The sequence below is a fragment of the Methylomonas sp. EFPC3 genome, from assembly GCF_029643245.1.
Classification (GTDB): domain Bacteria; phylum Pseudomonadota; class Gammaproteobacteria; order Methylococcales; family Methylomonadaceae; genus Methylomonas; species Methylomonas koyamae_B.
Genome location: NZ_CP116398.1, coordinates 4,129,031 through 4,152,544, shown reverse-complemented (window position 1 = coordinate 4,152,544; position 23,514 = coordinate 4,129,031). Strand labels below are relative to the sequence as shown.

The 23,514-nt window shown below is 58.9% G+C and carries 25 protein-coding genes; 8 read left to right on the top strand and 17 right to left on the bottom strand.

Going from position 1 to position 23,514, the window contains the following annotated elements; genetic code table 11:
- The first annotated feature begins 185 nt into the window (after positions 1–185).
- From PL263_RS18890 to kdpC, 4 genes are all read left to right on the top strand, one after another.
- Complete coding sequence (locus PL263_RS18890; protein ID WP_140911723.1) at positions 186–275, top strand: potassium-transporting ATPase subunit F; 90 nt, start codon at positions 186–188, stop codon at positions 273–275.
- On the top strand, positions 275–2,083 hold the full coding sequence (gene kdpA / locus PL263_RS18885; protein ID WP_278210837.1) for a potassium-transporting ATPase subunit KdpA: 1,809 nt from the start codon (positions 275–277) through the stop codon (positions 2,081–2,083). Before PL263_RS18890 ends, kdpA begins: the two co-directional genes overlap by 1 nt.
- Positions 2,084–2,168: 85 nt before the next feature.
- Entirely contained in the window at positions 2,169–4,271 is a 2,103-nt protein-coding gene (gene kdpB, locus PL263_RS18880) for a potassium-transporting ATPase subunit KdpB (RefSeq protein WP_278210836.1), read from the top strand.
- Positions 4,272–4,280: 9 nt separating this feature from the next.
- On the top strand, positions 4,281–4,871 hold the full coding sequence (gene kdpC / locus PL263_RS18875) for a potassium-transporting ATPase subunit KdpC (RefSeq protein WP_278210835.1): 591 nt from the start codon (positions 4,281–4,283) through the stop codon (positions 4,869–4,871).
- A gap of 64 nt (positions 4,872–4,935) precedes the next feature.
- Here the strand turns inward: kdpC and PL263_RS18870 are convergent, their stop codons facing one another.
- The 8 genes from PL263_RS18870 to PL263_RS18835 form a co-directional block, all read right to left on the bottom strand.
- Positions 4,936–5,286: a hypothetical protein gene (locus PL263_RS18870; RefSeq protein ID WP_278210834.1), complete on the bottom strand. Its 351-nt coding sequence runs from the start codon at positions 5,284–5,286 to the stop codon at positions 4,936–4,938.
- Positions 5,287–5,447: 161 nt separating this feature from the next.
- On the bottom strand, positions 5,448–5,894 hold the full coding sequence (locus tag PL263_RS18865) for a hypothetical protein (protein WP_278210833.1): 447 nt from the start codon (positions 5,892–5,894) through the stop codon (positions 5,448–5,450).
- Positions 5,895–5,990: 96 nt separating this feature from the next.
- Positions 5,991–7,409 carry a phosphomannomutase gene (locus PL263_RS18860; RefSeq protein ID WP_278210832.1) on the bottom strand — a complete coding sequence of 473 codons (1,419 nt, stop codon included), beginning with the start codon at positions 7,407–7,409 and terminating at the stop codon, positions 5,991–5,993.
- 116 nt (positions 7,410–7,525) lie between these two features.
- Positions 7,526–8,212 (bottom strand): YafY family protein, encoded by a 687-nt coding sequence (locus PL263_RS18855; protein WP_140911717.1) that lies wholly within the window; start codon positions 8,210–8,212, stop codon positions 7,526–7,528.
- A gap of 18 nt (positions 8,213–8,230) precedes the next feature.
- Entirely contained in the window at positions 8,231–8,605 is a 375-nt protein-coding gene (locus PL263_RS18850; RefSeq protein ID WP_140911716.1) for a VOC family protein, read from the bottom strand.
- A gap of 80 nt (positions 8,606–8,685) precedes the next feature.
- Positions 8,686–10,191: a helicase HerA-like domain-containing protein gene (locus tag PL263_RS18845; RefSeq protein ID WP_278210831.1), complete on the bottom strand. Its 1,506-nt coding sequence runs from the start codon at positions 10,189–10,191 to the stop codon at positions 8,686–8,688.
- Positions 10,192–10,240: 49 nt separating this feature from the next.
- Entirely contained in the window at positions 10,241–10,894 is a 654-nt protein-coding gene (locus PL263_RS18840) for a redoxin domain-containing protein (RefSeq protein ID WP_278210830.1), read from the bottom strand.
- A 19-nt stretch (positions 10,895–10,913) separates the two neighbouring features.
- Positions 10,914–11,396, bottom strand: a complete 483-nt coding sequence (locus PL263_RS18835; RefSeq protein WP_256611403.1) for a YajQ family cyclic di-GMP-binding protein — start codon at positions 11,394–11,396, stop codon at positions 10,914–10,916.
- A 137-nt stretch (positions 11,397–11,533) separates the two neighbouring features.
- Here PL263_RS18835 and PL263_RS18830 point away from each other — a divergent pair, with 137 nt between their 5' ends.
- The 4 genes from PL263_RS18830 to PL263_RS18815 all read left to right on the top strand — a co-directional run bounded on the left by PL263_RS18830 (position 11,534) and on the right by PL263_RS18815 (position 15,858).
- Complete coding sequence (locus tag PL263_RS18830; protein WP_278210829.1) at positions 11,534–12,067, top strand: hypothetical protein; 534 nt, start codon at positions 11,534–11,536, stop codon at positions 12,065–12,067.
- 396 nt (positions 12,068–12,463) lie between these two features.
- Positions 12,464–12,739 carry a hypothetical protein gene (locus PL263_RS18825; RefSeq protein ID WP_140911711.1) on the top strand — a complete coding sequence of 92 codons (276 nt, stop codon included), beginning with the start codon at positions 12,464–12,466 and terminating at the stop codon, positions 12,737–12,739.
- A 66-nt stretch (positions 12,740–12,805) separates the two neighbouring features.
- Positions 12,806–14,773 (top strand): methyl-accepting chemotaxis protein, encoded by a 1,968-nt coding sequence (locus PL263_RS18820; protein WP_278210828.1) that lies wholly within the window; start codon positions 12,806–12,808, stop codon positions 14,771–14,773.
- Positions 14,774–15,003: 230 nt separating this feature from the next.
- A complete protein-coding gene (locus PL263_RS18815) occupies positions 15,004–15,858 on the top strand; it encodes an SIR2 family protein (protein WP_278210827.1) in 855 nt (284 codons plus the stop codon).
- Positions 15,859–15,898: 40 nt separating this feature from the next.
- On the opposite strand, the gene PL263_RS18810 is transcribed toward PL263_RS18815, so the two are convergent.
- From PL263_RS18810 to clpX, 9 genes are all read right to left on the bottom strand, one after another.
- Positions 15,899–16,471, bottom strand: coding sequence for a transglycosylase SLT domain-containing protein (locus tag PL263_RS18810; RefSeq protein WP_278210826.1), 573 nt, complete (start codon positions 16,469–16,471; stop codon positions 15,899–15,901).
- Complete coding sequence (locus PL263_RS18805; protein ID WP_278210825.1) at positions 16,458–17,576, bottom strand: FHA domain-containing protein; 1,119 nt, start codon at positions 17,574–17,576, stop codon at positions 16,458–16,460. Before PL263_RS18805 ends, PL263_RS18810 begins: the two co-directional genes overlap by 14 nt.
- A 101-nt stretch (positions 17,577–17,677) precedes the next feature.
- Positions 17,678–18,760, bottom strand: coding sequence for a molybdenum ABC transporter ATP-binding protein (gene modC / locus PL263_RS18800; protein ID WP_278210824.1), 1,083 nt, complete (start codon positions 18,758–18,760; stop codon positions 17,678–17,680).
- A complete protein-coding gene (gene modB / locus PL263_RS18795; protein ID WP_278210823.1) occupies positions 18,757–19,443 on the bottom strand; it encodes a molybdate ABC transporter permease subunit in 687 nt (228 codons plus the stop codon). Before modB ends, modC begins: the two co-directional genes overlap by 4 nt.
- A 155-nt stretch (positions 19,444–19,598) precedes the next feature.
- A complete protein-coding gene (locus PL263_RS18790) occupies positions 19,599–19,910 on the bottom strand; it encodes a hypothetical protein (protein WP_278210822.1) in 312 nt (103 codons plus the stop codon).
- Between the two features lie 253 nt (positions 19,911–20,163).
- Entirely contained in the window at positions 20,164–20,607 is a 444-nt protein-coding gene (locus PL263_RS18785; protein WP_278210821.1) for a SoxR reducing system RseC family protein, read from the bottom strand.
- A 12-nt stretch (positions 20,608–20,619) separates the two neighbouring features.
- Positions 20,620–21,150, bottom strand: coding sequence for a flavodoxin (locus tag PL263_RS18780; RefSeq protein WP_278210820.1), 531 nt, complete (start codon positions 21,148–21,150; stop codon positions 20,620–20,622).
- 26 nt (positions 21,151–21,176) lie between these two features.
- Positions 21,177–21,794: a Grx4 family monothiol glutaredoxin gene (gene grxD / locus PL263_RS18775; protein ID WP_278210819.1), complete on the bottom strand. Its 618-nt coding sequence runs from the start codon at positions 21,792–21,794 to the stop codon at positions 21,177–21,179.
- 417 nt (positions 21,795–22,211) lie between these two features.
- Positions 22,212–23,513 (bottom strand): ATP-dependent Clp protease ATP-binding subunit ClpX, encoded by a 1,302-nt coding sequence (clpX, locus tag PL263_RS18770; RefSeq protein WP_278210818.1) that lies wholly within the window; start codon positions 23,511–23,513, stop codon positions 22,212–22,214.
- Between the last annotated feature and the right edge of the window lies 1 nt (position 23,514).

Here is a 23,514-nt window from a genome sequence, read left to right as displayed (position 1 = left end):
TACGTCTTTTTTACGACATTTTTACCGGCCTATCTTTACCCTATCGCTACGCAATCAATCACGACTGCAAAGCCGGCTTAATGAGTGGAGGTAACGATGGACATCCTGTATTTACTGGTAGCGGCGACCTTCTTTGCCGCCACCGTTTTGTTAGTTGCGGGCTGCGATGCACTGAGGGGGCAAACATGAGCTGGATTTATCTGTTAAGCGGCGGGCTGGCGTTGGCCGTGTTCGTCTATCTGTTGGTCGCGCTGTTTTACCCGGAGAAATTCTGATGAACGGACCAGGTTTTTTGCAAATCGCTATTTATCTGATCGCGCTGATTGCACTGGCCAAACCGCTGGGTAGTTATATGGCGCGGGTTTACCAAGACGAGTCGGTGGGCTTGAACCGCTGGTTCGCCGGCGTCGAGCGGCTGTGTTACCGTCTGAGTGGGGTCGATCCCGAGCAAGACATGCGCTGGCAGCAGTATGCGCTAGCGACCTTGGTCTTCAATCTGTTCGGCTTGCTGGCCGTCTATTTGTTGCAACGCTTTCAAGACGTTCTGCCGTTGAATCCGCAAGCCTTGCCGGCGGTGACGCCGGATTCGGCCTTCAATACCGCGGTCAGCTTTGCCACCAATACCAACTGGCAAGGCTACGGTGGGGAAAGCACGATGAGCTATCTGACGCAAATGTTGGGGTTGAGCGTACAAAACTTCCTGTCGGCGGCCAGCGGCATGGCGGTGCTGGTCGCGTTGATTCGCGGCTTCGCCCGCCGCAATGCCCAGGGCATCGGCAATTTCTGGGTCGATATGACCCGCAGCACCTTGTATATTCTGCTGCCGTTGTCGTTCGCGTTGGCCCTAGTGCTGGTCGGACAAGGTGTGGTGCAAAGCTTCAACCCTTACCAGACAGTGAATACGCTGGAAACCGTCAGCTACTCGGCGCCGAAGCTGGACGCCGACGGCAAAGCCATGGTCGATGCCGAAGGCAAGCCGGCCACCCAAACCGTGCAGACTCGACAACAAACCTTGGCCTTAGGCCCGGCCGCCTCGCAAATTGCCATCAAGCAACTGGGCACCAACGGCGGCGGCTTCTTCAACGTCAATTCCGCCCATCCTTTCGAGAATCCGACGCCGCTGTCCAATTTCCTGGAAATGCTGGCGATTCTGTTGCTCCCGGCGGCGCTGTGTTACAGCTTCGGGGTGATGGTGGGCGACACCCGCCAGGGCTGGACGATTCTGGCGGCGATGACCTTGGTGTTCGGCACGTTGGTCTTTGTCACGGTACCGGCCGAACAACACGGCAATCCGGCCTTGACGGCGTTGGGCGTCGATCAAAGTATCGGCGCACAACAAGCCGGCGGCAATATGGAAGGCAAGGAAGCCCGCTTCGGCATCGTCAATTCCGGCTTATGGGCTGTCGCTACTACCGCCGCGTCCAACGGTTCGGTCAACTCGATGCACGACTCCTACACGCCGCTCGGCGGTTTGGCGCCGATGTGGCTGATGCAACTCGGCGAGGTGATTTTCGGCGGCGTCGGCTCCGGTTTGTACGGCATGATCGTATTTGCCATCGTCGCTGTGTTCATCGCCGGGCTGATGATAGGCCGTACCCCCGAATACTTGGGCAAAAAGATCGAAGCCTACGAGATGAAAATGGCCGCCATCGTCATCTTGATCCCGCCCTTGATGGTGTTGGGCGGTACCGCGTTGAGCCTGATGCTGGACGCCGGCAAGGCCTCGATCTTCAATCCCGGCGCCCACGGCTTCAGCGAAGTGCTGTACGCCTGGTCGTCGGCCGGCAACAACAACGGCAGCGCCTTCGCCGGCTTGTCGGCCAACGTGCCGTTTTATAACCTCTGGCTGGGGTTGGCGATGCTGTTCTCCCGCTATTGGCTGATGGTTCCGGTGCTGGCGATTGCCGGCTCGTTGGCGGCCAAAAAGACGGTACCGGTCGGTCCCGGCACCCTGCCGACGCATACGCCATTGTTTGCGGTGTTGCTGATCGTCACCGTACTGATGGTCGGCGCACTGACCTTCGTACCGGCATTGGCTTTAGGCCCTGTCGTCGAGCAGTTGCAAATGCTGGGGCATTATTAACTTCGGCTACGCGCCGGAAACAGCGGATTTTGCGACCCTCGAACCGCTTTATTCCGGCCTACAGAGATTTGATATAGGTAACACTATGACCAGAAAACCCTTAACAGCGTCCTTAATGGACCCGCAAATTTTGCAACAAGCGTTTTTCGACGCCTTTACCAAGCTGACGCCACGCCAGCAATGGAAGAATCCGGTGATGTTCGTGGTCTACCTCGGCAGCTTCCTGACAACCGTGTTATGGCTGCAAGCCTGGAACGGCGGCAGCGAGGAACCGGCCGGTTTCATTCTGGCGATTACGTTATGGCTGTGGTTTACCGTGCTGTTCGCCAATTTCGCCGAAGCGGTCGCCGAAGGCCGCAGCAAGGCCCAAGCCGCCTTTCTGCGCAGTGCCAAGCGCGACATCGCCGCCAAAAAACTGGATGAAGCGAAATACGGCAGCAACTACAGCAAGGTCGCCGGCTCCAGCTTGCGTAAGGGCGACGTGGTACTGATCGAAGCCGGCGATTTCGTACCGGGCGACGGCGACGTCATCGAAGGCGTGGCCTCGGTCGACGAAAGTGCGATTACCGGCGAATCGGCCCCGGTGATCCGCGAGTCCGGCGGCGACTTCAGCTCGGTGACCGGCGGCACCCGGGTACTGTCCGACTGGCTGGTGGTGCGCATCTCCACCAACCCCGGCGAAAGCTTTCTGGACCGGATGATCGGCATGGTGGAAGGGGCCAAGCGCCAAAAAACCCCGAACGAAATCGCCCTGACCATCTTGCTGGTGGCATTGACGCTGGTGTTTTTAATGGCCGTCGTCACTTTGCTGCCGTTCTCCATTTACAGCGTGGCAACCGCCGGTAGCGGCAGCCCGATCAGCGTCACGGTGTTGGTGGCCTTGCTGGTCTGTCTGATCCCAACCACCATCGGCGGCTTGCTGTCGGCCATCGGTGTGGCCGGCATCGGCCGAATGATGCAGAAAAACGTCATCGCCACTTCCGGCCGCGCGGTCGAAGCCGCCGGCGACGTCGATGTATTGCTGCTGGATAAAACCGGCACCATCACGCTGGGCAACCGCCAAGCTTCCGGATTCTTTCCGGTCAAGGGCGTCAAGGAGGCGGTTTTGGCCGATGCCGCGCAACTGGCCTCGCTGGCCGACGAAACCCCGGAGGGCCGCAGCGTGGTGATACTGGCCAAGCAAAAGTACGGTTTGCGCGAACGCGACATCCATTCTCTGGGCGCCACCTTCGTCCATTTCAGCGCCCAAACCCGAATGAGCGGCGTTAATCTCCCCTCTCCCCCTGGGAGAGGGGGCGGGGGTGAGGGTCGGCAAATCCGCAAGGGTGCGGCGGATTCCATCCGCCAGCACATCGAAACCCAAGGCGGCAAATGGCCGGCGGAACTGAAGACTCTGGTCGACGACGTCGCCCGCCGCGGCAGCACGCCGCTGGTGGTGGCGGAAGGCGCCAAGGCTCTGGGTGTGATCGAGCTGAAAGACATCGTCAAGGGCGGCATCAAGGAGCGCTTCATCGAATTGCGGCAAATGGGCATCAAGACCATCATGATAACCGGCGACAACCGGCTGACAGCAGCGGCGATTGCCGCCGAAGCCGGCGTCGACGATTTTCTGGCCGAAGCCACCCCCGAGGCCAAGTTGGCGCTGATCCGCCAGCACCAAGCCGACGGCCGCCTGGTGGCGATGACCGGCGACGGCACCAACGACGCGCCGGCCCTGGCGCAAGCCGACGTGGCGGTGGCGATGAACAGCGGCACTCAGGCCGCCAAGGAAGCCGGCAACATGGTCGACCTGGATTCCAACCCAACCAAATTGATCGAGATCGTCGAAACCGGCAAACAAATGCTGATGACCCGCGGCGCGTTGACCACCTTCAGCATCGCCAACGACGTGGCCAAGTATTTCGCCATCATTCCGGCCGCGTTCGCGACCACTTATCCGGTATTGAACGTGCTGAACGTGATGCACCTGGCCACGCCGGCCAGTGCCATATTGTCGGCGGTGATATTCAATGCCTTGATCATCATCGCCCTGATTCCGTTGGCCTTGAAAGGCATCAAATACCGCCCGGTCGGCGCCGAGCAACTGCTGCACAACAACTTGCTGGTCTACGGCGTCGGCGGCTTGATCGTGCCGTTCATCGGCATCAAGGCGATCGATTTATTTTTGGTTGCGATGAACTGGGTATAAGGAGCGAATATGTCCAATTATTTAAGACCCGCAGCGGTGATGCTGCTGTTATTGACCCTGGCCACCGGTGCCGTCTATCCGGCCTTGGTGACCCTGGTCGCCCAAACCGTATTTGCCGAGCAAGCCAACGGCAGTCTGATCAAAACGGCCCATGGCGAGGTGATCGGCTCTCGCTTGATCGGGCAAAGCTTCAGCGACCCGAACTATTTTTGGAGCCGGCCGTCGGCCACCGCACCCTACCCTTACAACGCCGCTGCCTCTAGCGGTTCCAACCTGGGGCCGACCAATCCGGCGTTGAGCGACACCGTTGCCGCCAGGATTCAGGCATTAAAACAGGCCGATCCCGACAATCAAGCGCCCGTGCCGGTCGATCTGGTCACTGCTTCCGGCAGCGGATTGGACCCGCATATCAGTCCGGCGGCGGCGAAATACCAAGTCAAACGCGTTGCCAGATTCCGAAAAATCGAGGAAGCCAAAGTTCGGGAATTAATCGAAGCCAATACCGAAGGCCGGCAATGGGGCGTGTTGGGCGAACCCAGGGTCAACGTGTTGCAATTGAATCTGGCCTTGGATGCCGTTAGTTTTCCTGCTCCGAATTAGCTTGCCCGATTCGGCACGGGCGGCGGCGAAAGCCGGCCATTGCCCAATCGGACATCAATCCGTATCAGGCCATTTGCCCGTAGACCCGCCTGACCGTCCGGTAAAACCAGCGCGGCCGACTCAAGATGATCGCAAAGGCGATTACCGGGGTGACCGGTAGCGGCAGGATATCGACTAAAAACAGCAGAAACAGACCGGCAAAGCTTTTGATGCGGGCCGCGCGGGCTTCGGCAGCGCTAACAAAATCGGCATTGTCAGAATAATCGTAAATACCGCGCACCAAGCGGTGGAACCAATCTGGACGCTTGACCACGACATACATGCCGATCAAGCAACCGGGAGAAATCGGACCGAAACCGATGATTGCGAATATCGCAAAAACGGACAAGGCTTTGAGTTGGGCGGCATTAAGCATGTTGCGACAGGTTCTGCGGAAAGAGCGCTAAGCATAGCCAATTGGCCGGCTTTAGGTATCGAATAGGTTTACCGGCGCAATACCGGCATTCGCTGTCCGGTTATCGAATCGACTCAGAGAGAGAAGCGGGCGGCGGCACGGCCGCCGCCCGTTTACCGGACTTAATTCAGCAAATCCAGCGCTTTGGCGGCGGCTTTTTGCTTGGCCTTGCCTTTGGCAGCTTTGACCGCTTCGCCGGCGGATTTGGGTGCGGCATCGGCTTTGCCTTTCAGATTCGCGGCGGCTTCCTTGCCGGCTTTAACGGTTTCCGCGCCCTGTTTGACTTCGGCCGGCACCGCTTGCTCCAGCTTTTGCTGCGCCGCGTCTTTCGCCGCTTCCTGGGCCTGGTTTTTCAATGCACCGGGCGCATTTTCAACACCCTGTTTGACTTCCTGAGCCTGCTCCAAGGCTTGGTTGGCTTGCTCCGCCCGTTGCACTGCGCCCGGCGCTACCGCGGCCGCAGTATCTTTTGCCGCCTGTTTCGCCACGCCTTCCAGAACGCCGGTTTCGGCGCAGGCCGCAGATGATGCCAATAGCAACGACCCGATTAAAATAGCTTTGTTTTGCATGTTGTCTCCTTGGTGTTATGTGTTATCGCGGGTCTACGATATCCCATGGAAACTTAACCGCAAATTAACCGAGGCGATATTGCCGATGGCCGAAAATCAGCCGGCAATCCGCCGCAAAGTTTCCGCCACCAGACTTTGCGCCCGCTCGGCATCGCCAGCCTCGGCATAACAACGCAGTTCCGGGGCATTGCCGGACGGCCGTAAATGGACGATGTCGCCGCTGGCGAAGGTCAGGCGCAAGCCATCGGTGGTATCGCTGTTTACCGGCGCACCCAAGCTATCGCCCCACAGGCCGCGATAGGCGGTGTCGTCGGCTTGCAAGCGGTCCAGTAACGCTCGGCTGTTGGCCGCAGGAAAATCCTGAATCCGGTCGCTGGCGGTAAAACGTTGCGGCAAACCTTGCAGCAGGCCGGACAATTTGACGCCCTGCCCGCGGGCCATCGCCAATAGTGCCAACGCCGGCAGCAGCGAATCGCGAGTCGGCAACGCGGCCAGAGGTTTGGCGTCGACGCTCAGACCGTTGCCGGCCAAAAAGCCGCCATTGGCCTCGAAGCCGGCCACGCCGCCCGCCGCGACCTGTTCCATACCGGCAATCACGTACGGCGAACCGATCCGGGTGCGTATCACTTGCTTGAACCAGCCCGACGCTTCGATCGCGGTATTGCAACTGACCGGTGTGACCACAGTATCGGCGCCCAGGAATTTGGCGCACAGCAAGCCGACGATGTCGCCGCGCAACCATTCGCCATGCTCATCGCCGATCAACGGCCGGTCGCCATCGCCGTCGGTGGAGATCAATGCATCCAGTTTATGTTCGGCGGCCCAGTTACGACCGCGCTGCCTGTCCGCCTCGCCGACCGCTTCGGTATCGATCGGCACGAAGGTATCGGTACGCTCCAAACCGATCACCTCGGCGCCCAGTTCGGCCAGCACTTCTTTCAACACATCGCGGGCGGCGCTGGAATGTTCGTAAACTCCCACCCGCCAGCCGGCCAGCAAATCTCTAGCAAACAGTTTGGTGTAGCGCTGCCGATACTGGTCCAATGCCGCCGGATTGACGGCCGGTAATTCGGCAGCCACCGCTTCCACTTCGACCGTCGCACCGGTCATCGCCGCCTCGTCGGCCTTGCTAATTTCGCCGTCGGCCCGATAAAACTTGATGCCGTTGCGGTCGAACGGAATATGGCTGCCGGTGACCATGATCGCCGGAATGCCTTCCGCCAACGCATACAAGGCCAGCGCCGGGGTCGGCAACACCCCGCAAAAATCCACCTCGCAACCGGACTGGCGGATGCCGGCGACGCAGGCTTGAGCAATCTCCGGGCTGGACGGCCGCAGATCCATGCCCAAGGCAATACGCTGGCCGCGGCGGGCGAGATTCAAGCCTTGAATAAACGCCAAGGTGTAAGCGGCGCAGACCTCGCCGCTCATCTGGCTGACCAGGCCGCGCGCGCCGCTGGTGCCGAACGCAACGCCGCTGTCGGCCATCATTTGTTGGATATTGATTGTCGTCATGGTAGGGATAATGATTGAAACGGTGAAGGAAAATGGCGGCCGCACCGACCGCTTAATCTGCCATGATAGATAAAAGCCGGAATTCGGCAAACCGATTCTTGCCGTCGGCTACAAAATCATTGCGGTGTGCAATGCATGCTGCGGATAAAGTCTTGTAAAGTCTGGCCGGGGTCTTCGCTGAAGGCTTCGTCCAGCACCAGCGCGCGCTCGATGCGGTCCAAGCGGAAGTTGCGAAAATCGCCGCGCAACTCGCACCAGCCGACCAGAGTCCAGACGTTGCCCCAGAAATACAGCCCCAGCGGCCGAATCCGGCGCTGGCTGAATTCGCCGTCGCCGCGGCGGTAATCCAGATGCAGCACGCGCTTGGCGTCCAAGGCTTGGCGGCAAATGTCCATCGTGACGTCCAAATCTTCGCGCGGCGAAAACCGCAGCGCGAACAATTTGGAACGGTCCAAACGGTCGCGCAATTCGGCCGGCACCACCGCCGTGACCTTGTCCAACACCGACTGCGCCGACCGGCCCAGCTCGGTACCGGCCCAGGTCTTGACCATGCGGGCGCCGACCACCAACGCCTCCAGTTCGGCGGCGCTGAACATCAACGGCGGAATATCCAGACTGTGACGCAAAGCATAACCGACGCCGGCTTCGCCTTCGATCGGAATCCCGGACAGGCTCAACACCTGGATGTCGCGATAAATGGTGCGCTCCGAGACTTCCAGCCGCTCGGCCAGCGCCTTGGCCGTCACCAGCCGCCGGTTACGCAGAATCTGCACGATCTGAAACAGACGGTCGGCTCTGCGCATCGTGGCTGCCGCTTCGGACTATGCCGGTGAGTAGAGGCCGACTCGATTGCCTTCGCTGTCCAGCACCAGCGCGAAGTAACCGCATTCGCCGTCGTGGATCGGCGTTTTCGGCATCAAGACCTTGCCGCCGGCGGCTTCGACTTTAGCCAAAGGTTGGCTCAGATCCTCACCGCCGTTGAAATACACCACGGCTCCGGTTGCCGAGGGTTGATAGTGCTCGCTTTTCACCAACATGCCGCTGACCGCACCGTCTTCGGCTTCGAAAATCGCCAATTGCATGTCGCTCATGTCCTCCAGCTTGAAACTGGTATCCAAGACGCTACGATAAAAATCCTGGGCGCGGCCGAGGTCGGTTGCAGGCAATTCGAACCAGGTTGCGATATTTTGATTCATGGTGGATTCCTCCATTGGTTTAAAAGAGCCGCCATCCTAAAACAGCCCTCCTGACAGCGTGGTGTCAGCAATGTTTGCCGCTAACGGCGGCGTCCGCCCAACAAAGAACCTAACACGCCGCGAATGATTTGCTTGCCGACTTCCTGGCCGATGCTGCGCGCCGCGCTTTTGGCTGCAGCCTCCAGCACGGTTTCGGCCGAACTTCGTCGCCCGCGGCGGGAAGTCGATTTACCGGCCCCGCCGCCCATCAACACCTCACCCCAATCGAAACCGCTGCCGCCGGTATCGCCACCTCCGGCCGGCCCGGCTTGCTCGGCGCGGCCTTTCAGAATCTCGTAAGCCGATTCCCTGTCGACCTGCTTTTCGTAATGGCCGGCGATCACCGAGTTCGCTATCGTCTCCCGCCGCTCGGCGTCGCTGGCCGGCCCGATCCGCGAGCGCGGCGGTTTGATCAGGGCCCGCTCGACGATAGCCGGTGTGCCTTTGGCTTCCAGAAACGATACCAACGCCTCGCCGACGCCCAGTTCGCCGATTGCCGCGGTGACGTCCAACTTGGGGTTAGTTCTGAAGGTTTCGGCAGCGGCTTTCACCGCCTTTTGGTCGCGCGGCGTGAAGGCCCGCAGCGCATGCTGCACCCGGTTGCCAAGCTGGCCCAGAATCACGTCCGGAATATCCAGCGGATTTTGGCTGACGAAATAGACGCCGACGCCTTTGGAACGGATCAGGCGCACCACCTGTTCGATTTTTTGCAACAGCGCCGCCGGGGCGTCGTTGAACAGCAAATGGGCCTCGTCGAAGAAGAACACCAGCTTCGGTTGGTCCAGATCGCCGGCTTCCGGCAGGTTTTCGAACAACTCCGACAGCAGCCACAGCAACATCGTGGCGTAAACCCGCGGCGAGTTGTAGAGGGTATCGGCGGCCAGAATGTTGATTACGCCGCGGCCGCCTTCGGTTTGCAGCAGATCGTTGAAATCCAGCGCCGGTTCGCCGAACAGTTTTTCGCCGCCTTCATGTTCCAGTTGCAGCAAGCCGCGCTGAATCGCGCCGACGCTGGCCGCCGAGATACTGCCGTACTCGCCGGCCAGCTCGGACGCATGTTCAGAGGCGTACTGCAACATTGTTTTCAGGTCTTTCAAATCCAGCAGCAGCCAGCCGTTGTCGTCGGCGATTTTGAAGGCGGCGGTCAACACACCGCTCTGCACCTCGTTCAGATTCAGCATCCGCGCCAGCAGCAACGGCCCCATCTCCGACACCGTCGAACGCAACGGATGGCCTTTCTCGCCGAACACGTCCCAAAACAACACCGGCGCGGCCGCCGGCTGCAGTTCCGGCAAACCCAATTCGGCCAGACGCGCGTCGACTTTGGAATTGCCGCCGCCCGGCCGGCTCAGCCCGGACAGATCGCCTTTGACGTCGGCCATGAATACCGGCACGCCGATCTCGGAAAAAGCCTCGGCCAGCGTTTGCAAGGTAATGGTCTTGCCGGTGCCGGTGGCGCCGGCAATCAAGCCGTGGCGATTGGCCATGGCCGGCAACAAGTGCAACTCGGCGGTGGCGGATTTGGCGATCAGCAGCGGTTCGGTCATCGAAAATATCCTTGGGGGGTTGGAAAAAGCCGGCCAACGCCGGCGAGTTTTAGAGCAGGCCGGTCAAATCGGTTTCCAGCTCGTCGTAGGCACCGAAGCGGCTGGCACGCAGGATACCGGCCCTATCGATCAACAGATACGACGGCGTGCCTTGCAGCCGATACCGCTCGAAGGTTTCCGGACGGAACGGCCGTTGCCCGAAATAGGCCCGCAGCCGGGCGCGGATGGCTTGGCGTTCCACCGGCGGGCGACTCTCGAAATCCGGCAATTGTCGGGCGACGAACGCGTCGATCTCGACTTCGAGATTATCCGCCGATTGCGGCACCAGCCGGTCCATCGCCACCGGAAAACTCAAGGAATACGGCAGCCGCTCGCCTTTGAGCAGCGCATGCTGCTGCAACAGTTTTTCGGTTTCGCCGATCACGCGGCCGCTGTCCAGCAACAAACGTAAATTGCCGACCGTATTTTTGTCGAAATCCTCGAACGCAGTGGCCAGGCCCAACACGGTCAAGCCGCGATCCTGGTAGCGCCAATGCAAATCCTCAACCCGCGGCAGGCAATGCAAAAAGCAGCCGGGGCAATTGACCTGGAATACCGCCACCAGCACCACCCGTCCGGCCAGATCGGCCAGTGGCGTCGGCCGGCCCTGCAGCCATTCGCCGATTGCCAGCGGCGGTGCCGGATGGCCGATGCGCGCTTCCACCAGGGTCTGCCGGCCAGGATCAATCCCGGAAATTGTTGAATTGCAGCGGTTGTTCCAGATCCTCAGTGCGCAGCATCTGGATCACTTCCTGCAGATCGTCCCTTTTCTTGCCGGTCACGCGCACCTTGTCGCCGTTGATCGCGGCCTGCACTTTCATTTTTTTATCTTTGATCAGTTTGACGATTTTCTTCGCCAGATCGCTGCCGATGCCTTGCTTCAGAGCAATGGTTTGGCTGGCGGTCTTGCCGGTATCGGTGATTTTTCCGCTCTCCAGCGCCGAAATGTCGATGCCGCGCTTGCTCATCTTGGCGTACAGAATCGGCAGCATTTGCTGCAATTGGAAGGTCGATTCGGCTTTCATCATAATGCCGTCGTCGGTCTGTTCGAAATTGGCATTGGAGCCCTTGAAGTCGAAACGGGTCGAGACTTCCTTGTTGGCTTGGTCCACGGCGTTGGTCACTTCGTGGCTATCGAGTTCGGAAACGATGTCGAATGATGGCATAGCATTGATTTACAAGTATAAAAGCCAGGCAATATAACGGCGTTACCGGCATTATTCAACTGCAATCTGAGCAAGGGCGCGGCCTTGTCGGCCATCGGCGAAACGGGTATCTTTAGCCGGCAACGGAGGAGAACCCCATGAAAACACACCCCAAACACCTGATTTTTCCGGTCGCGGCGCTGGCGCTGTTGAGCGGCGCTTTGCTGGCCGGCTGCGGCCAGGAGCAACCCAAGACCATCGTCGCCAAGCCGGCCGGCGCCCAAGTTTTACGGGCGGCCAGCCTGACCGGTGCGGTCAGCAACAACAGTGGTCCGATCAAATCCGGCGAGGTCAAATTGCGCTCCGAAGCCGGCAAATTGATCGCCAGCACCGAATTGAACAACAGCCCGCGGTTCGAGATACCCGTGCCGGCCAATACGCCGCTGCCGCTGATTTTGAGTTACGGCGCGGGCACCGACGAACTGGTCAGCGTGATCATCCATCCCGACTCCGGCAAATACGACATCAACCCGACCACGACCGCCATCGCCAAACAGGCCAAAGCCATGGGCGGCTACAGCCATGGCAACATGGTCAGAGCGGCGGAAGAAACCGCGCACGTGCCCGACGCCAACAAGACCACCTCCGGTTTCCGCGGCGACCCGACCACCCAGTACGGCGGTTGGCATTAACAGAAAATCCGGCAACAATTTCGCAGTAACGCTCACTAGACCGAGATCGGGACTCAACCGGTTCAACCGGCAGTCGTCGCCCCCACCGGGGCGGCGCGTTCAGCGCATGCCGCCCGTGTATCAATCAGAAACAATCCCTGACAATCCCGCCAAATTGATCCCGCCGCCGAACTTTCGGCATTCCGAGTCGGCAGCAATATTTCCCTAGCCCTCACGCCAGAATTCGCGGCCACCCCCGACCCCTCATGGCGAATTTCTTGCCGAAATTGCCGGCTAGCCGGCAATTTATCCATCGAAATAGCGCCGGCCCGAATCTGTAACAAAGTTGTCGCAATTCCGTTTTAACATCCGCCGCGCGAACTCACCGCGCCTTAACCATACCAGGAGTCAGAAACGATGAAGGACATCGACACCAAGGCCAGCTCGCCGGTGATTTTTGTGGCGGTAATTGGCGGTTTTGCCGTTAGGGATTCCATCGGCCGTTATCCGGCGCATCGATTCAAACCTAAGGTCCGGAAGGGCACAGACAAACGCCCATGTCACCCGACTCTGCCAACAATCGACGGCCAATATCAGCATCGCCACCAGAGTCGCTCAAATCGGGCAAATCAACGACCCGCACTATCCAGCCATTGCTGTTTAGGGGCAAAACCAGCGCCTTTCAACGCCTAAGTTAGGCCGGCTGCTGTCCGTTAAACCGCCAAGTATTTTCCAAATTACCGATTGCTATTTTCGCCCATGAACATCAGCCGAATTACCAAGATCGTCAGCCTACTGTTAATCCTTACGCTCAGCGGTTTCACCATTGCCGTAGTGTCCGCGTTGCGCCACTTAAACCAAGCGTTTTCGACCGTCGAATATTTCGGACAACAGCAAAACGGCTTTTACCTGCAGGTCAGCCAGCCGATCTTTGCCTATTTGGCTACCGGCGACGCCACGCTGCTGACCGCGATAGACCACAACGTCCGCCAGACCGTTAACGATGTCGAAGCCAACCCAACGGTCGCCGCCCATCTGAAAGCGCCGCTTCTGGACCTGCTCCGCAAGGTGCAGGAATCGGTGATCGCCGAATTGGCCGCCGCCGGCAAGCTGGCCGACCCACAACTGTTGTTGGTCAATAACGAACAACAACTCGCCGGCCATCTGCAAACCTTGCTCGATTACGCCGAGCGGGCGCCGGCCGAATACCACGCCAAACAGCTTTACTGGGTGACGCTGGGCCAAGCGCAAACGGCTTTGCTGTCGCTGTCGCGAGCCAGGCAAAGTTATTTTGCTAGCCGCGGCAACGGTTCGCCGGACAACGTACGCCACTACCTGCAGCAGCTCATCGCCGTAACGGAACGCATCCAACGCCTGCCGTTGCTGGGTTTATTGAAGCCGCAAGCCGTCGATGAAGCCGATTTCGGCTTGGCGCTGGCCGGAACAGAACGGCCGGCGGAGGATATCGCCGTCGAACCGGCGGCCGAAATCGCCGCACTGGCGAAGCGTTATGACAAAGAACTGGCCAACGCCAGCCAGTTGATCGTCCAGAAAAGAGCCGGGCAGGACCAGGCGGAACAGCAAATGCGTACCCTGCAACAACGGCTGGACGGATTGCGCGGCGAAATTTCCGCCGAATACCAGGCCTACGAACGCGTGCTGTACGGGATCGTCGGTTTGTGTACCGCAGTGCTGGTCGCAATCAGCGGCTTGATGATTTATCTGAAGCGCCATCTTGCAGAGGTTATCGGCTATATCAGCGGCCATGTCGACCGCTTGGCCAACGGCAATCTAAGCGGTTCGGTCGATTTAAGCAGCCGGATCGCCGAGATAAACCTGCTGAAAGATTCGCTGCTGAAACTGCACGATTACTTCGAACGGCTAATCCGCAACATCAACCAGGAATCGTCCGAGCTAAACCGGCACGGTCAGAATATCCTGCAGGTTGCCGCAAGCCTGGAAACCATTATCGCCGACCAACGCCTCGCCACCGAGAACGGCGCCCGCCAGATGACCGAACTACACCGTTCGTTTGCGAGCGTTGCCGACCATGCCGCCCATTCGCAAAGCGTGACGGCGTCGGCGCGGGATTTGATCGACCGCGGCCTGTCCACGATGCAACATACCCGTGAGCAAATCGACACGCTGGACCGCTGCAACGAAGCCACCGGCCGCGCATTGGAGCGCTTGCAACGCGATGCGGCGGGCATCGGCAACGTGCTGGATGTGATTCAAGGTTTTAACGAACAAATCAATCTGCTGGCCTTGAATGCGGCTATCGAGGCGGCCAGGGCCGGCCAGCACGGCCGAGGCTTCGCGGTGGTGGCCGACGAAGTGCGCAAGCTGGCGGCGCAAACGGCGGTTTCGGCCGGGCAAATCCGCACCCTGGTCGAGAAGCTGAATGCCGCCACCGCCGACACGGTGGGATTGATGGACGGCCAACAAAGCGCCGCCAAAAACACCGCCGCTGCCGTCGAACAAGTCGGCCAGGTGTTTGCCGGCATCAAAGACTCGGTGGCCAGCCTATTGCAACAAAGCCGAATCATCGCCGAAACCTCGCTGCAGCAATCCCAAGCCAGCGAACGTATCGCCACCAGTTTCAACCAGACCGCGGAATTGGCGCGGCAAACCAGCCGCGAAGCGCAAAACAACAAGGCCAGCGCATCGGCCATCACCGGCATCAACCGCAATCTGCGCGATTTGATCGCCCAATTCAGTATCGGTTGATCGCCTCGGCCCGAACGGTCGCCACCGGCTTTGCCGGCCACAACGATTTCCTCAAACCGGATTTGTCGCATGTCCGACAAATTCACTGAAATTTATGCGGTTGTTGCACTAGCGCCCCTTGCCGAAACCAGCCGAACGCCTTGCCGCATAAGGCCTGCCGCCAAACCGGAAAAATTGGATTGAATTTTGCTTTCCCCCAGTATCCTTTACTATCCTTGATGGGGCGCGACATGTCCAACAGTGTGTTTTCCGAAATTTTAAGCGGCTTGTACGACAACCAAGTCATCCCGTATCTGGGGCCGGGCGTGTTGTTCGACGCTCAAAACAAGCTGACCCGCGAGCCGATGCCGGCCGACAGCGACAGCCTGATTCTGGCAATGAACGGCGGCAAACCGATGGCTCCCAAGCTGATGTACGAATTTCCGCGGGCCGCAATGAACCAGGAATTGAAACGCGGCCGCAACTTTCTGACTCAATTTCTGAATAAAACCTACGGCGAGGCGCAATACACCCGCGCCGCGCTGCACGACTGGCTGCAGGAATGGCGGCCGAAGTACGTGGTCGATATCAACCGCGACACCCAGTTACAGGACAGTTACGCCGACGAGGAACACACTCTGATCGTCGGCGTTGCCCGCATCGTCGGTACCGCGTTCCGTTTCAGAATTTACCACTACGACGGCAGCGGCTATTTCGAGGTCAGCCAGGAGCAGGTCGACAAAAACCTGCCGGTCCTGTTCAAGCCGATGGGCACACCGAAACCGGAAGCCAACTATATCGCCTCGGATGCCGATTACGTTGATTACATTACCGAATTGATGGGCGGCTTTGCGATTCCGGATTTTCTGAAGGAATACCGTAAAGGCAAAAAGTACCTTCTGATCGGTTTACCGTTGAACCGCGACTCGGAGCGGATGGTGATGAGCGACATCGTTTACGGTGCGACCGAGCCGAAAGGCTGGTTTTTGCGCAAAAATCCGACCGATAAGGAAAAACGCTTCAGCGAACGGATGGGCTTCGAACTGATCAACGCCGACGTCCAAGACTTCCTGCAATCGGTGCAAGCCGCGGCCGTCGCCGCCTGATCGCCGATTCGGCGCTGGCGGCGCGGATCGAGCGCCGCCGCTAGCCTGGCGCCGGCATCGCCGCCAGCAACGGCGGTTTGAAATCGAAGCCGAAATGTTTCGGGTCTTCGCCGATCACGGCCGCGGAGACGATGTAAAACACATAATCGTAAGTCTCGGCCGGAATCTCGTATTGCTGGATGAATTTCCAGAAGTTCTTGTCGCGCGGATTGTCCGGCATGTTTTCCACCATGCTGCGCACTTTGTTGTGGCCGTAGTTATAACTGGCCATCACCAACAAGCCGGAAGCCTGGGCCTGGGTGCCGTAGATGTGCTTCAAGTACTTGGCACCGGCGCGGGTTGCCTGGTTGAAATCGAAACGGGCGTCCTGCTCGTCGTAATCGCGGGTATTGGCCAACGGCCCCGGCGCCAAGCCGTAATCCTGGCCGGTGCTCGCCAGAAACTGCCAGGCGCCCTTGGCGATGCCGAAGCGGGTTTCCGGACCGACGGCTTTGCTGTCGTAATTGCTTTCCTGTAGCGGCAAATACAAAAAGTAAGCCGGCAAGCCTTCCTTTTCCAGCTCGCTCAGCACGATAGGCGCATATTGGTTGGCTTCCAGGTTACGAATCGCCAATTGCAGACGGGAACTGTTTTTTCCAGTTGTCGATGTACTGCTTGACTTTGGCCACGAACTCTTCCGGTACCTCCAGCTCGCTTTCGCCGAAACCGCGCGCCACCCGCGTCACCAGTTCCCGCTCGTATTCCTCGTCGCTCGGAAAACTCAGCCGCAGAAAATCGATTTGTTGCAGATAGGCCTGATATTTGACTTTCATCGCCTTCAAGCGCTCGCGCTCTTCGGCCAGACGTTTCTTTTCCTGTTGGATCCGCAATTGCTCTTCCTTGATCCGTTCCTGCGACACCCGCATCTTTTCGTCGTTGACCGCGGCCAGGGTTTGCGCCAAGGTCTCGGCGCTTTGCTCCAGCCGAATGTCGGCTTGCGACAGGCTGACTTCCAGCGTCTTGATGTCGTAGAACATGTTGATCGCCAGCGTCCGGGCGTTGTCCAGCGCAAACCGCTGATACACCGCCAAACCGGCCACCAGCACCAACAATCCGGCCAGCGACCAGATCCATTTCTTGTAACTTTTGGTGCGGACGGTGCGGTCCTCGCGGATGAAACCGCGCACCATCCGGGTGTAGTCGCCCATGTCTTCCGACTCCTGCTCAGACAATAGCCGGTTTTTGATTTGCTCGGGCGTTAATTGCGGGCGGGATTGGCTATGCTGCTGCGGTTGCGGCTCGACTTGGGCGATTGCTGCGGCGCCGGGTTGCGGCAATATCGGCTTTTGCTGGGCGGCGGGGTCGCTCAGTTTCAAAACGAACGCCGCCGGGCCGAAACAGACCGTCGCCGGCAAAGCCAATTTGAGCTTGCCCGAAACCCGCAGCCCCTCCAGATAGACGCCGTGGCTGCTGTTCATATCGCACAGCCACCAGGCGCCGCCGCTGAATTTGATTTCGCAATGGTGCCGGCTGACCGACGGGTCCTGGATCACCACCTCGTTGTCGGCGGAACGGCCGACGCGAAAATTCTTGGCAAAGGCAAAATCGGCGACGGCGCGGCCGGAAGCATCCAACACACTGACGGCCAGCCTGCTGGTGCCGACCAGCAAAGTCCGGTCCGAATCGGCCTGCGCGCCCCCCGGCTTCGCATTCATCAGTACGGTTTTATCCTCTTCCATCGCTACCTCGTGACCGCCGTCGTCGAAAATTCCGGCAAAGAGTAGCCGATTTCTGCCGCCAACACAGCGCCCGCTACGCGGAAAACGGCCGCAATCCGGAGTCAACCGACGATCGAGGTGCCTTTGATCTGGGCAAACACCGGCATCCCCGGTCGCAGGTTCAACAACGCCGCCGATTTTTGGGTGATGTGGGACAGCAGAATTTCGCCGCCGGCTGCCAATTGCACGACGCTTTGGCCCTGGCCCAGATCGGCGACCGCGCGTACTTCGGCCGGCAATATGTTCAAGATGCTGGAAGCCTGTGGCGGTTGCAGCGCGATGCTGACGTCGCGCGCATAAATTCTGATCCGTACCGGGCTGCCCGGCGCGGCATCCAGGTAGGGCAGACTGAGATTGCCGCCGGCAAATTCGGCATGACTGAGATGGTAGTCGGCTTCGTGGCTCACTAGCCGGCCCTGCCAGACGCTGGCCGCCATCCGGTCCGCCGCCAGCGGCCCGTCCAGCCGGGTCAACGTCTCGGCCAGCGGTCCGCAGGCCACGGCTTTACCGGCCGCCATCACCAGCAAGTGGTCGGCCAGCCGATTGACCTCGTGCCGGGAATGGGTGACGTACAGAATCGGAATCCGCAGGTTTTGCTGGAGGCCGGTCAGATAGGGCAAAAACTCCTGCTTGCGTTCTTCGTCCAATGCCGCCAGTGGTTCGTCCATCAACAGGATATCCGGACTGGCTGCCAAGGCGCGGGCGATCGCCACCCGCTGCCGCTCGCCGCCGGACAGGCGCCCCGGCATGCGCGCCAGCAACGGCGCAATCGCCAATAATTCGATGGCCTGCTCCAGCGAAATTTTGCCTTCCCGGCAACGCATGCGCCGGACCGCATAATCCAGATTGCCGCGCACGCTCAGATGCGGAAACAAATTGGCATCCTGGAACACATAACCCAGGTTGCGCCGGTGGGTCGGCAGAAACAGGCCGCGCTCGCTGTCCTGCCACAAGGTATCGCCGACACGCAGATAACCCTGCGGCGCCTGCTCCAAACCGGCGATACAGCGCAGCAACGTGGTTTTGCCCGACCCGGAATGGCCGTAGAACACTGTCACGCCGGCCGCCGGCAAGTTCAAATCCACATCCAACGCGAATCCGCCGTAGTTGAGTTGGAAACGAGCGATCAATTCGGACGCGTTCATTTGGCGGACTGACTCAAAGGCTGGGTATGTTTAGTACTGTACAAAACCAACAACACCAGAAACGAAAAGATCAACAAACCGCCGGCCAGCCAATGGGCTTGGCCGTACTCCAGCGCCTCGACATGATTGTAGATCTGTACCGACGCCACTCGGGTTTTATCCGGAATATTGCCGCCGACCATCAGCACCACGCCGAATTCGCCGACAGTATGGGTGAAGCCGAGTATGCCGGCGGTCAGGAATCCCGATTTGGCCAGCGGCAACGCCACCGAGAAAAACCGGTCCAGCGGTCCGGCGCCGGCGGTCGCAGCGGCTTCCAACGGACCGTTGCCGATGGCGACAAAGGTATTCTGCAAGGGCTGCACCACAAACGGCAGCGAATACAACACCGATGCCGTGACCAAGCCGCCGAAGCTGAATGGCAACGTGCCGAATCCAAGCCACTGGGTGAATTTGCCGACGACGCCGGCCGGTCCCATCAATATCAATAGGTAAAACCCCAGCACGGTGGGCGGCAACACTAAAGGCAAGGCAACGATACTGTTGACGACACCCTTCCACCGCGAAGGGCTACGGGCCAGCCACCAGGCCAATGGCGTACCGACCAACAACAGCAGTAAGGTGGCAAGCCCGGCGACCTTAAAAGTCAGCCACAGCGCGGCGTAATCGGAAGAATCGGGCATTGGTAAAAGAATCGAGTCAGGATGGGGCTTATTCTCGCCAAATCACAGGCAACAACGCCAGAAAATAGTTAAGGCAGGTGTCGCGCAAGGCGACAACGGCGCCGATGTCGGGATCGCTGGCCAATCTCCCGGCAGCGGCGCCGGATTGCAGTATGTTACTTGATCAAAGCCTGCAGCCGACTCTCGACCTTGGCCGCTACCAGACTATCGTAGTGGCGTTGCAGCATCGAATCGGTCGGCCGCGGAAACAAAGCCGCTTCGATCTCGCTTTGCAATTGCGCGAGAAAATGCCTTCTCAGAATCGAATCCTCCGGCACCACCGGCCCAGTCTTGCCGCTATCGGCAAACGGCTTGTCGGCGTCAGTCTGCTTCGCTTTGGCGTAAGCCGACAAAAAACAACCCAACGGTGCAAAGGCGCATGCCGCGACGATCACCATGATCAAACCAACCAGAACAACTTCGCTCATCTCATCACCTCGAAGATATCGCCATAAACACAATGGCGGCAGGCGCTGGCACTCGCCTGTCGCCCTTTTGAAAGCCCAGTGGTTTTCGATGATTTATTTGCAATATCAATGCCATGGACATAACCTTACGAAACACAAGGTCTAATGCGGATTTGCCGGCGAGACTGGAATGATTAGCGGAATATTTCAATGCAGATTTACGACAAGCCGACACCAAAACCTGGAGATTGTGGCCGATCCGACAACCGCGCCGTCATGCGGCGGGCAGCTTTTTCACGATTTGCGGTTTGAAACACAGGTGCAGCAATAACAGATTCTGGCAACGGTGGATTAGCGCAAAACCACTTAGCAGGCTGATTAAGGCAATTTCGGGAAGATATTCGGTGTTGTCCGGCGAAGGCAGCCAAGCCTGGGCCAACCCAACCCCGCTTAGCATGAACAGTAGCGGCGCCAAATACAAAACCAGAGACGTCAACAACAAATGGCCGTCGTCGATCGCAACCACGACCCGGTCTCCTGCTTGCAGCGCGATATCGGAATCGACCGCAAATTCGCGTTTAGGCAAGACTTTCGCCAACGTCGCAGTGCCGCAGGACGGCTGTTGCATACAGCCGCTGCAGGCACTGCTTTGCAGGCTTTTGATCCAGGTTCGGCCGTCTGTGCCGATGCGGGTGACGACGGCCGCTTCTTCGATCATGGCAAGCTCAAACTAGGCCCAAGCCGACGCGATCGATTCCAGCCAGGCATTCAAGCGACCTTCGCTGAGTTCCTTTTGGTTGTCTTCGTCCAAAGCCAAACCAACAAACTGATCACCCAATAGTGCCTTGGATTTTTTGAAGTTGTAACCTTCCGGGCTGGTCATGCCGACGATGGTGGCGCCGGCATCGGCGAAGGCGTCGTACAAAAAGCCCAGCGCGTCGACGAAATGGCCGGGATAACCTTCCTGGTCGCCTAGCCCATACAGGGCGACGGTTTTACCGGAGAAGTCTGCACCACCCAGGGTTGGCAGGAACTCTTCCCAACTCTCGTTATCGTGGCCGGCGCTCAAGCCCGGCAATTCTCCCTCGCCATAAGTCGGCGAGCCGACGATCAACACGTCGTAGGCCAATAGATCGTCGACGCTGGCTTTATTGATGTTGACCGGTTTGTCCGCGACATCGCCCAATTTAGTGGCGATCGCCTTTGCGAATTTGCGGGTGTTACCGGTATCGGTGCCAAAGAAAATGCCTACTTTTGCCATAGTGCTTACTCCATGTTATCCAAAAATTAAAGCTGAATCTGCAACAAACCGGGGTTGGCAGCCGGTTGTTGTGCGGCCCATTCGGCCGGGGTATGGGTTTTCAAGGTCACGGCATGCAGCCGGCCGTTCGCCAGCGGCTCGCTCAGTGTCGCCATCACCCCCTGGTGTTGTTTGATCATGGTTTGGCCGGCGAAAGCCTCGCTGACCACGCTGATACTCAAATCGCAGCCGACGCCTTCGATACCGATGGTTGCTCCCGGATACTCGGCCAAAATCAGCGCTTCCACTTCGGAATGGGTGATGGTTTGGCTCGGTTCTGCTCCGGCGGCAGGTTGAACGGCGATTTGCAGCAACGGCAACAGGCTGCCGTCCTTATGCATCGCCTCGACGATATCGGCCCCGCCCACCAATTCGCCTTTGACGAACAATTGCGGAAAAGTCGGCCAGCGCGAAATCGACGGCAATTTTTCGCGGATGAACGGCGATTGCAGGACGTTGACGTAGGCGTAAGGAATCTTGGTTTCGTTCAGAATCCCCACCGCCTTGGCGGAAAACCCGCACTCCGGCGCGCTCGGCACGCCTTTCATATAAATAATCACCGGGTTCTCGGCGAGCTGTTTTAGGATTTTTTCTTTGACGCTCATAGTGGTTTTCTCTATTAACTAAATTTTGGCAATCCCTGAATCTTAACGAACGCGATCAATGGGCTTCACGCTGTTCAGCCCATCCTACAAACGCATTACCACGCAGACTCCCCTCCCGTATGCCGCGCCGAGCACCGAAGCTTTTGGACGGATCAGCCCGCCAGGGGCGCCGCAGGGATGCGGCGCGTTGCCTGCAGGGGCTGGGAAGCCCCTTTAGGCAACCCCGTTCAAAAGCTTCGGAGCGCAGGGAATAAGCGGCATCCGGGCCGCCTTTCTTTGGATACTTTCTTTTGGCGGAGCAAAAGAAAGTATCGCGGCTGTCGGTCCGCGAACCGACTTACAAACCATCCGTCGCGACAGCGACACAGCACCGTTGGGTTACGCCTGTCGGCTAACCCAAGCAGCACATTTCAAAACTCACTCCCCACCCGACAACCGCTTCAAATCCGCGGCATCAGTAACGCCATCCCGCTCCACCGTTTGGATCTCGCCCTCGCCGCGAATCACTTCGGCATTGACGATGCAGCGCTGAACGTTGGTGCGGGACGGCAAATCGAACATGGTTTTCCGCAGCACTTGTTCCATGATGCCGCGCAGGCCGCGGGCGCCGGTGTTGCGGGCGATGGCTTTTTCGGCGATTTCCACCAGGGCGTCCTGGGTAAACTCCAACTCGACTTCGTCGAAGGCGAACAACTGCTGATACTGTTTGACTAGAGCGTTTTTGGGTTCGGTCAGCACTTGAATCAGTGCGTCGACGTCCAATGGTTCGAGCGGCGCCAGTACCGGGAAACGACCGATAAACTCAGGGATCAGGCCGAAGCGTTTCAAATCGTCTGGTTGAGTCGCGTTCAGCATCGCTTCCAGAGTGGGTTTGTCGTCCGGGTTGTTGACTTCCGCATGGAACCCGATCGCGGTTTTCGGCGGCTGCAGGCGTTTTTCGACATGTTTTTCCAAGCCCGGAAAGGCGCCGCCGGCAATGAACAAAATATTGCTGGTATCGACCATCACCGAATCGCTACCGCTGTGGTCTTTGCGCCGGCCCTTGGTCGGCACTTTGACCTGCGAGCCTTCGACCAGGCGCAGCAAGGCTTGCTGCACGCCTTCGCCGGACACGTCGCGGGTACCGAAGGCCTGTTCCGGGCTGCGGGCGATTTTGTCCACTTCGTCGATGTAGACGATGCCCCACTCGGCCCTGCTGATCTGGCCGTCGGCCACGTCCAGTAGCCGCACCAGGATGTTTTCGACGTCGTCGCCGACATAGCCGGCCTGGGTCAAGGTCGTGGCGTCGGCCACTGCGAACGGCACGCCGACGATCTTGGCCAGCGTCGAGGCCAGCAAGGTTTTGCCGGTGCCGGACGGGCCTATCATCAGAATGTTGGATTTGCCGATTTCGACGCTTTGGTCGGCCTCACCCAAGCCGCCGGTTTTATTGCCGACGTGCTTCAGGCGTTTGTAATGGTTGTAAACCGCGACTGACAGAATTTCCTTGGCCAAATCCTGGCCGATCACATACTGGTCCAGCATGGCTTTCATTTCCGCCGGCTTCGGCAACGGCCCCTGCATGTCGGCCAGTTCCTTCTTCTTGCCCCAACTCGACACCACCTGGCTGGCCAGCATCACGCAGGCCTCGCAGATGTAGCCTTCGGTGCCGGCAATCATCGGCACGGAGGCCGACGCTTCAATACCGCAAAACGAGCAATGTTTGGGTTCTTTTGTCATG

Excerpts from the sequence above, each read along its gene's own strand:
- PL263_RS18890 (WP_140911723.1), top strand. The coding sequence starts at position 186 with ATGAGCTGGATTTATCTGTTAAGCGGCGGGCTGGCGTTGGCCGTGTTC.
- kdpA (WP_278210837.1), top strand. The coding sequence starts at position 275 with ATGAACGGACCAGGTTTTTTGCAAATCGCTATTTATCTGATCGCGCTG.
- kdpB (WP_278210836.1), top strand. The coding sequence starts at position 2,169 with ATGACCAGAAAACCCTTAACAGCGTCCTTAATGGACCCGCAAATTTTG.
- kdpC (WP_278210835.1), top strand. The coding sequence starts at position 4,281 with ATGTCCAATTATTTAAGACCCGCAGCGGTGATGCTGCTGTTATTGACC.
- PL263_RS18870 (WP_278210834.1), bottom strand. The coding sequence starts at position 5,286 with ATGCTTAATGCCGCCCAACTCAAAGCCTTGTCCGTTTTTGCGATATTC.
- PL263_RS18865 (WP_278210833.1), bottom strand. The coding sequence starts at position 5,894 with ATGCAAAACAAAGCTATTTTAATCGGGTCGTTGCTATTGGCATCATCT.
- PL263_RS18860 (WP_278210832.1), bottom strand. The coding sequence starts at position 7,409 with ATGACGACAATCAATATCCAACAAATGATGGCCGACAGCGGCGTTGCG.
- PL263_RS18855 (WP_140911717.1), bottom strand. The coding sequence starts at position 8,212 with ATGCGCAGAGCCGACCGTCTGTTTCAGATCGTGCAGATTCTGCGTAAC.
- PL263_RS18850 (WP_140911716.1), bottom strand. The coding sequence starts at position 8,605 with ATGAATCAAAATATCGCAACCTGGTTCGAATTGCCTGCAACCGACCTC.
- PL263_RS18845 (WP_278210831.1), bottom strand. The coding sequence starts at position 10,191 with ATGACCGAACCGCTGCTGATCGCCAAATCCGCCACCGCCGAGTTGCAC.
- PL263_RS18835 (WP_256611403.1), bottom strand. The coding sequence starts at position 11,396 with ATGCCATCATTCGACATCGTTTCCGAACTCGATAGCCACGAAGTGACC.
- PL263_RS18830 (WP_278210829.1), top strand. The coding sequence starts at position 11,534 with ATGAAAACACACCCCAAACACCTGATTTTTCCGGTCGCGGCGCTGGCG.
- PL263_RS18825 (WP_140911711.1), top strand. The coding sequence starts at position 12,464 with ATGAAGGACATCGACACCAAGGCCAGCTCGCCGGTGATTTTTGTGGCG.
- PL263_RS18820 (WP_278210828.1), top strand. The coding sequence starts at position 12,806 with ATGAACATCAGCCGAATTACCAAGATCGTCAGCCTACTGTTAATCCTT.
- PL263_RS18815 (WP_278210827.1), top strand. The coding sequence starts at position 15,004 with ATGTCCAACAGTGTGTTTTCCGAAATTTTAAGCGGCTTGTACGACAAC.
- PL263_RS18805 (WP_278210825.1), bottom strand. The coding sequence starts at position 17,576 with ATGGAAGAGGATAAAACCGTACTGATGAATGCGAAGCCGGGGGGCGCG.
- modC (WP_278210824.1), bottom strand. The coding sequence starts at position 18,760 with ATGAACGCGTCCGAATTGATCGCTCGTTTCCAACTCAACTACGGCGGA.
- modB (WP_278210823.1), bottom strand. The coding sequence starts at position 19,443 with ATGCCCGATTCTTCCGATTACGCCGCGCTGTGGCTGACTTTTAAGGTC.
- PL263_RS18790 (WP_278210822.1), bottom strand. The coding sequence starts at position 19,910 with ATGAGCGAAGTTGTTCTGGTTGGTTTGATCATGGTGATCGTCGCGGCA.
- PL263_RS18785 (WP_278210821.1), bottom strand. The coding sequence starts at position 20,607 with ATGATCGAAGAAGCGGCCGTCGTCACCCGCATCGGCACAGACGGCCGA.
- PL263_RS18780 (WP_278210820.1), bottom strand. The coding sequence starts at position 21,150 with ATGGCAAAAGTAGGCATTTTCTTTGGCACCGATACCGGTAACACCCGC.
- grxD (WP_278210819.1), bottom strand. The coding sequence starts at position 21,794 with ATGAGCGTCAAAGAAAAAATCCTAAAACAGCTCGCCGAGAACCCGGTG.
- clpX (WP_278210818.1), bottom strand. The coding sequence starts at position 23,513 with ATGACAAAAGAACCCAAACATTGCTCGTTTTGCGGTATTGAAGCGTCG.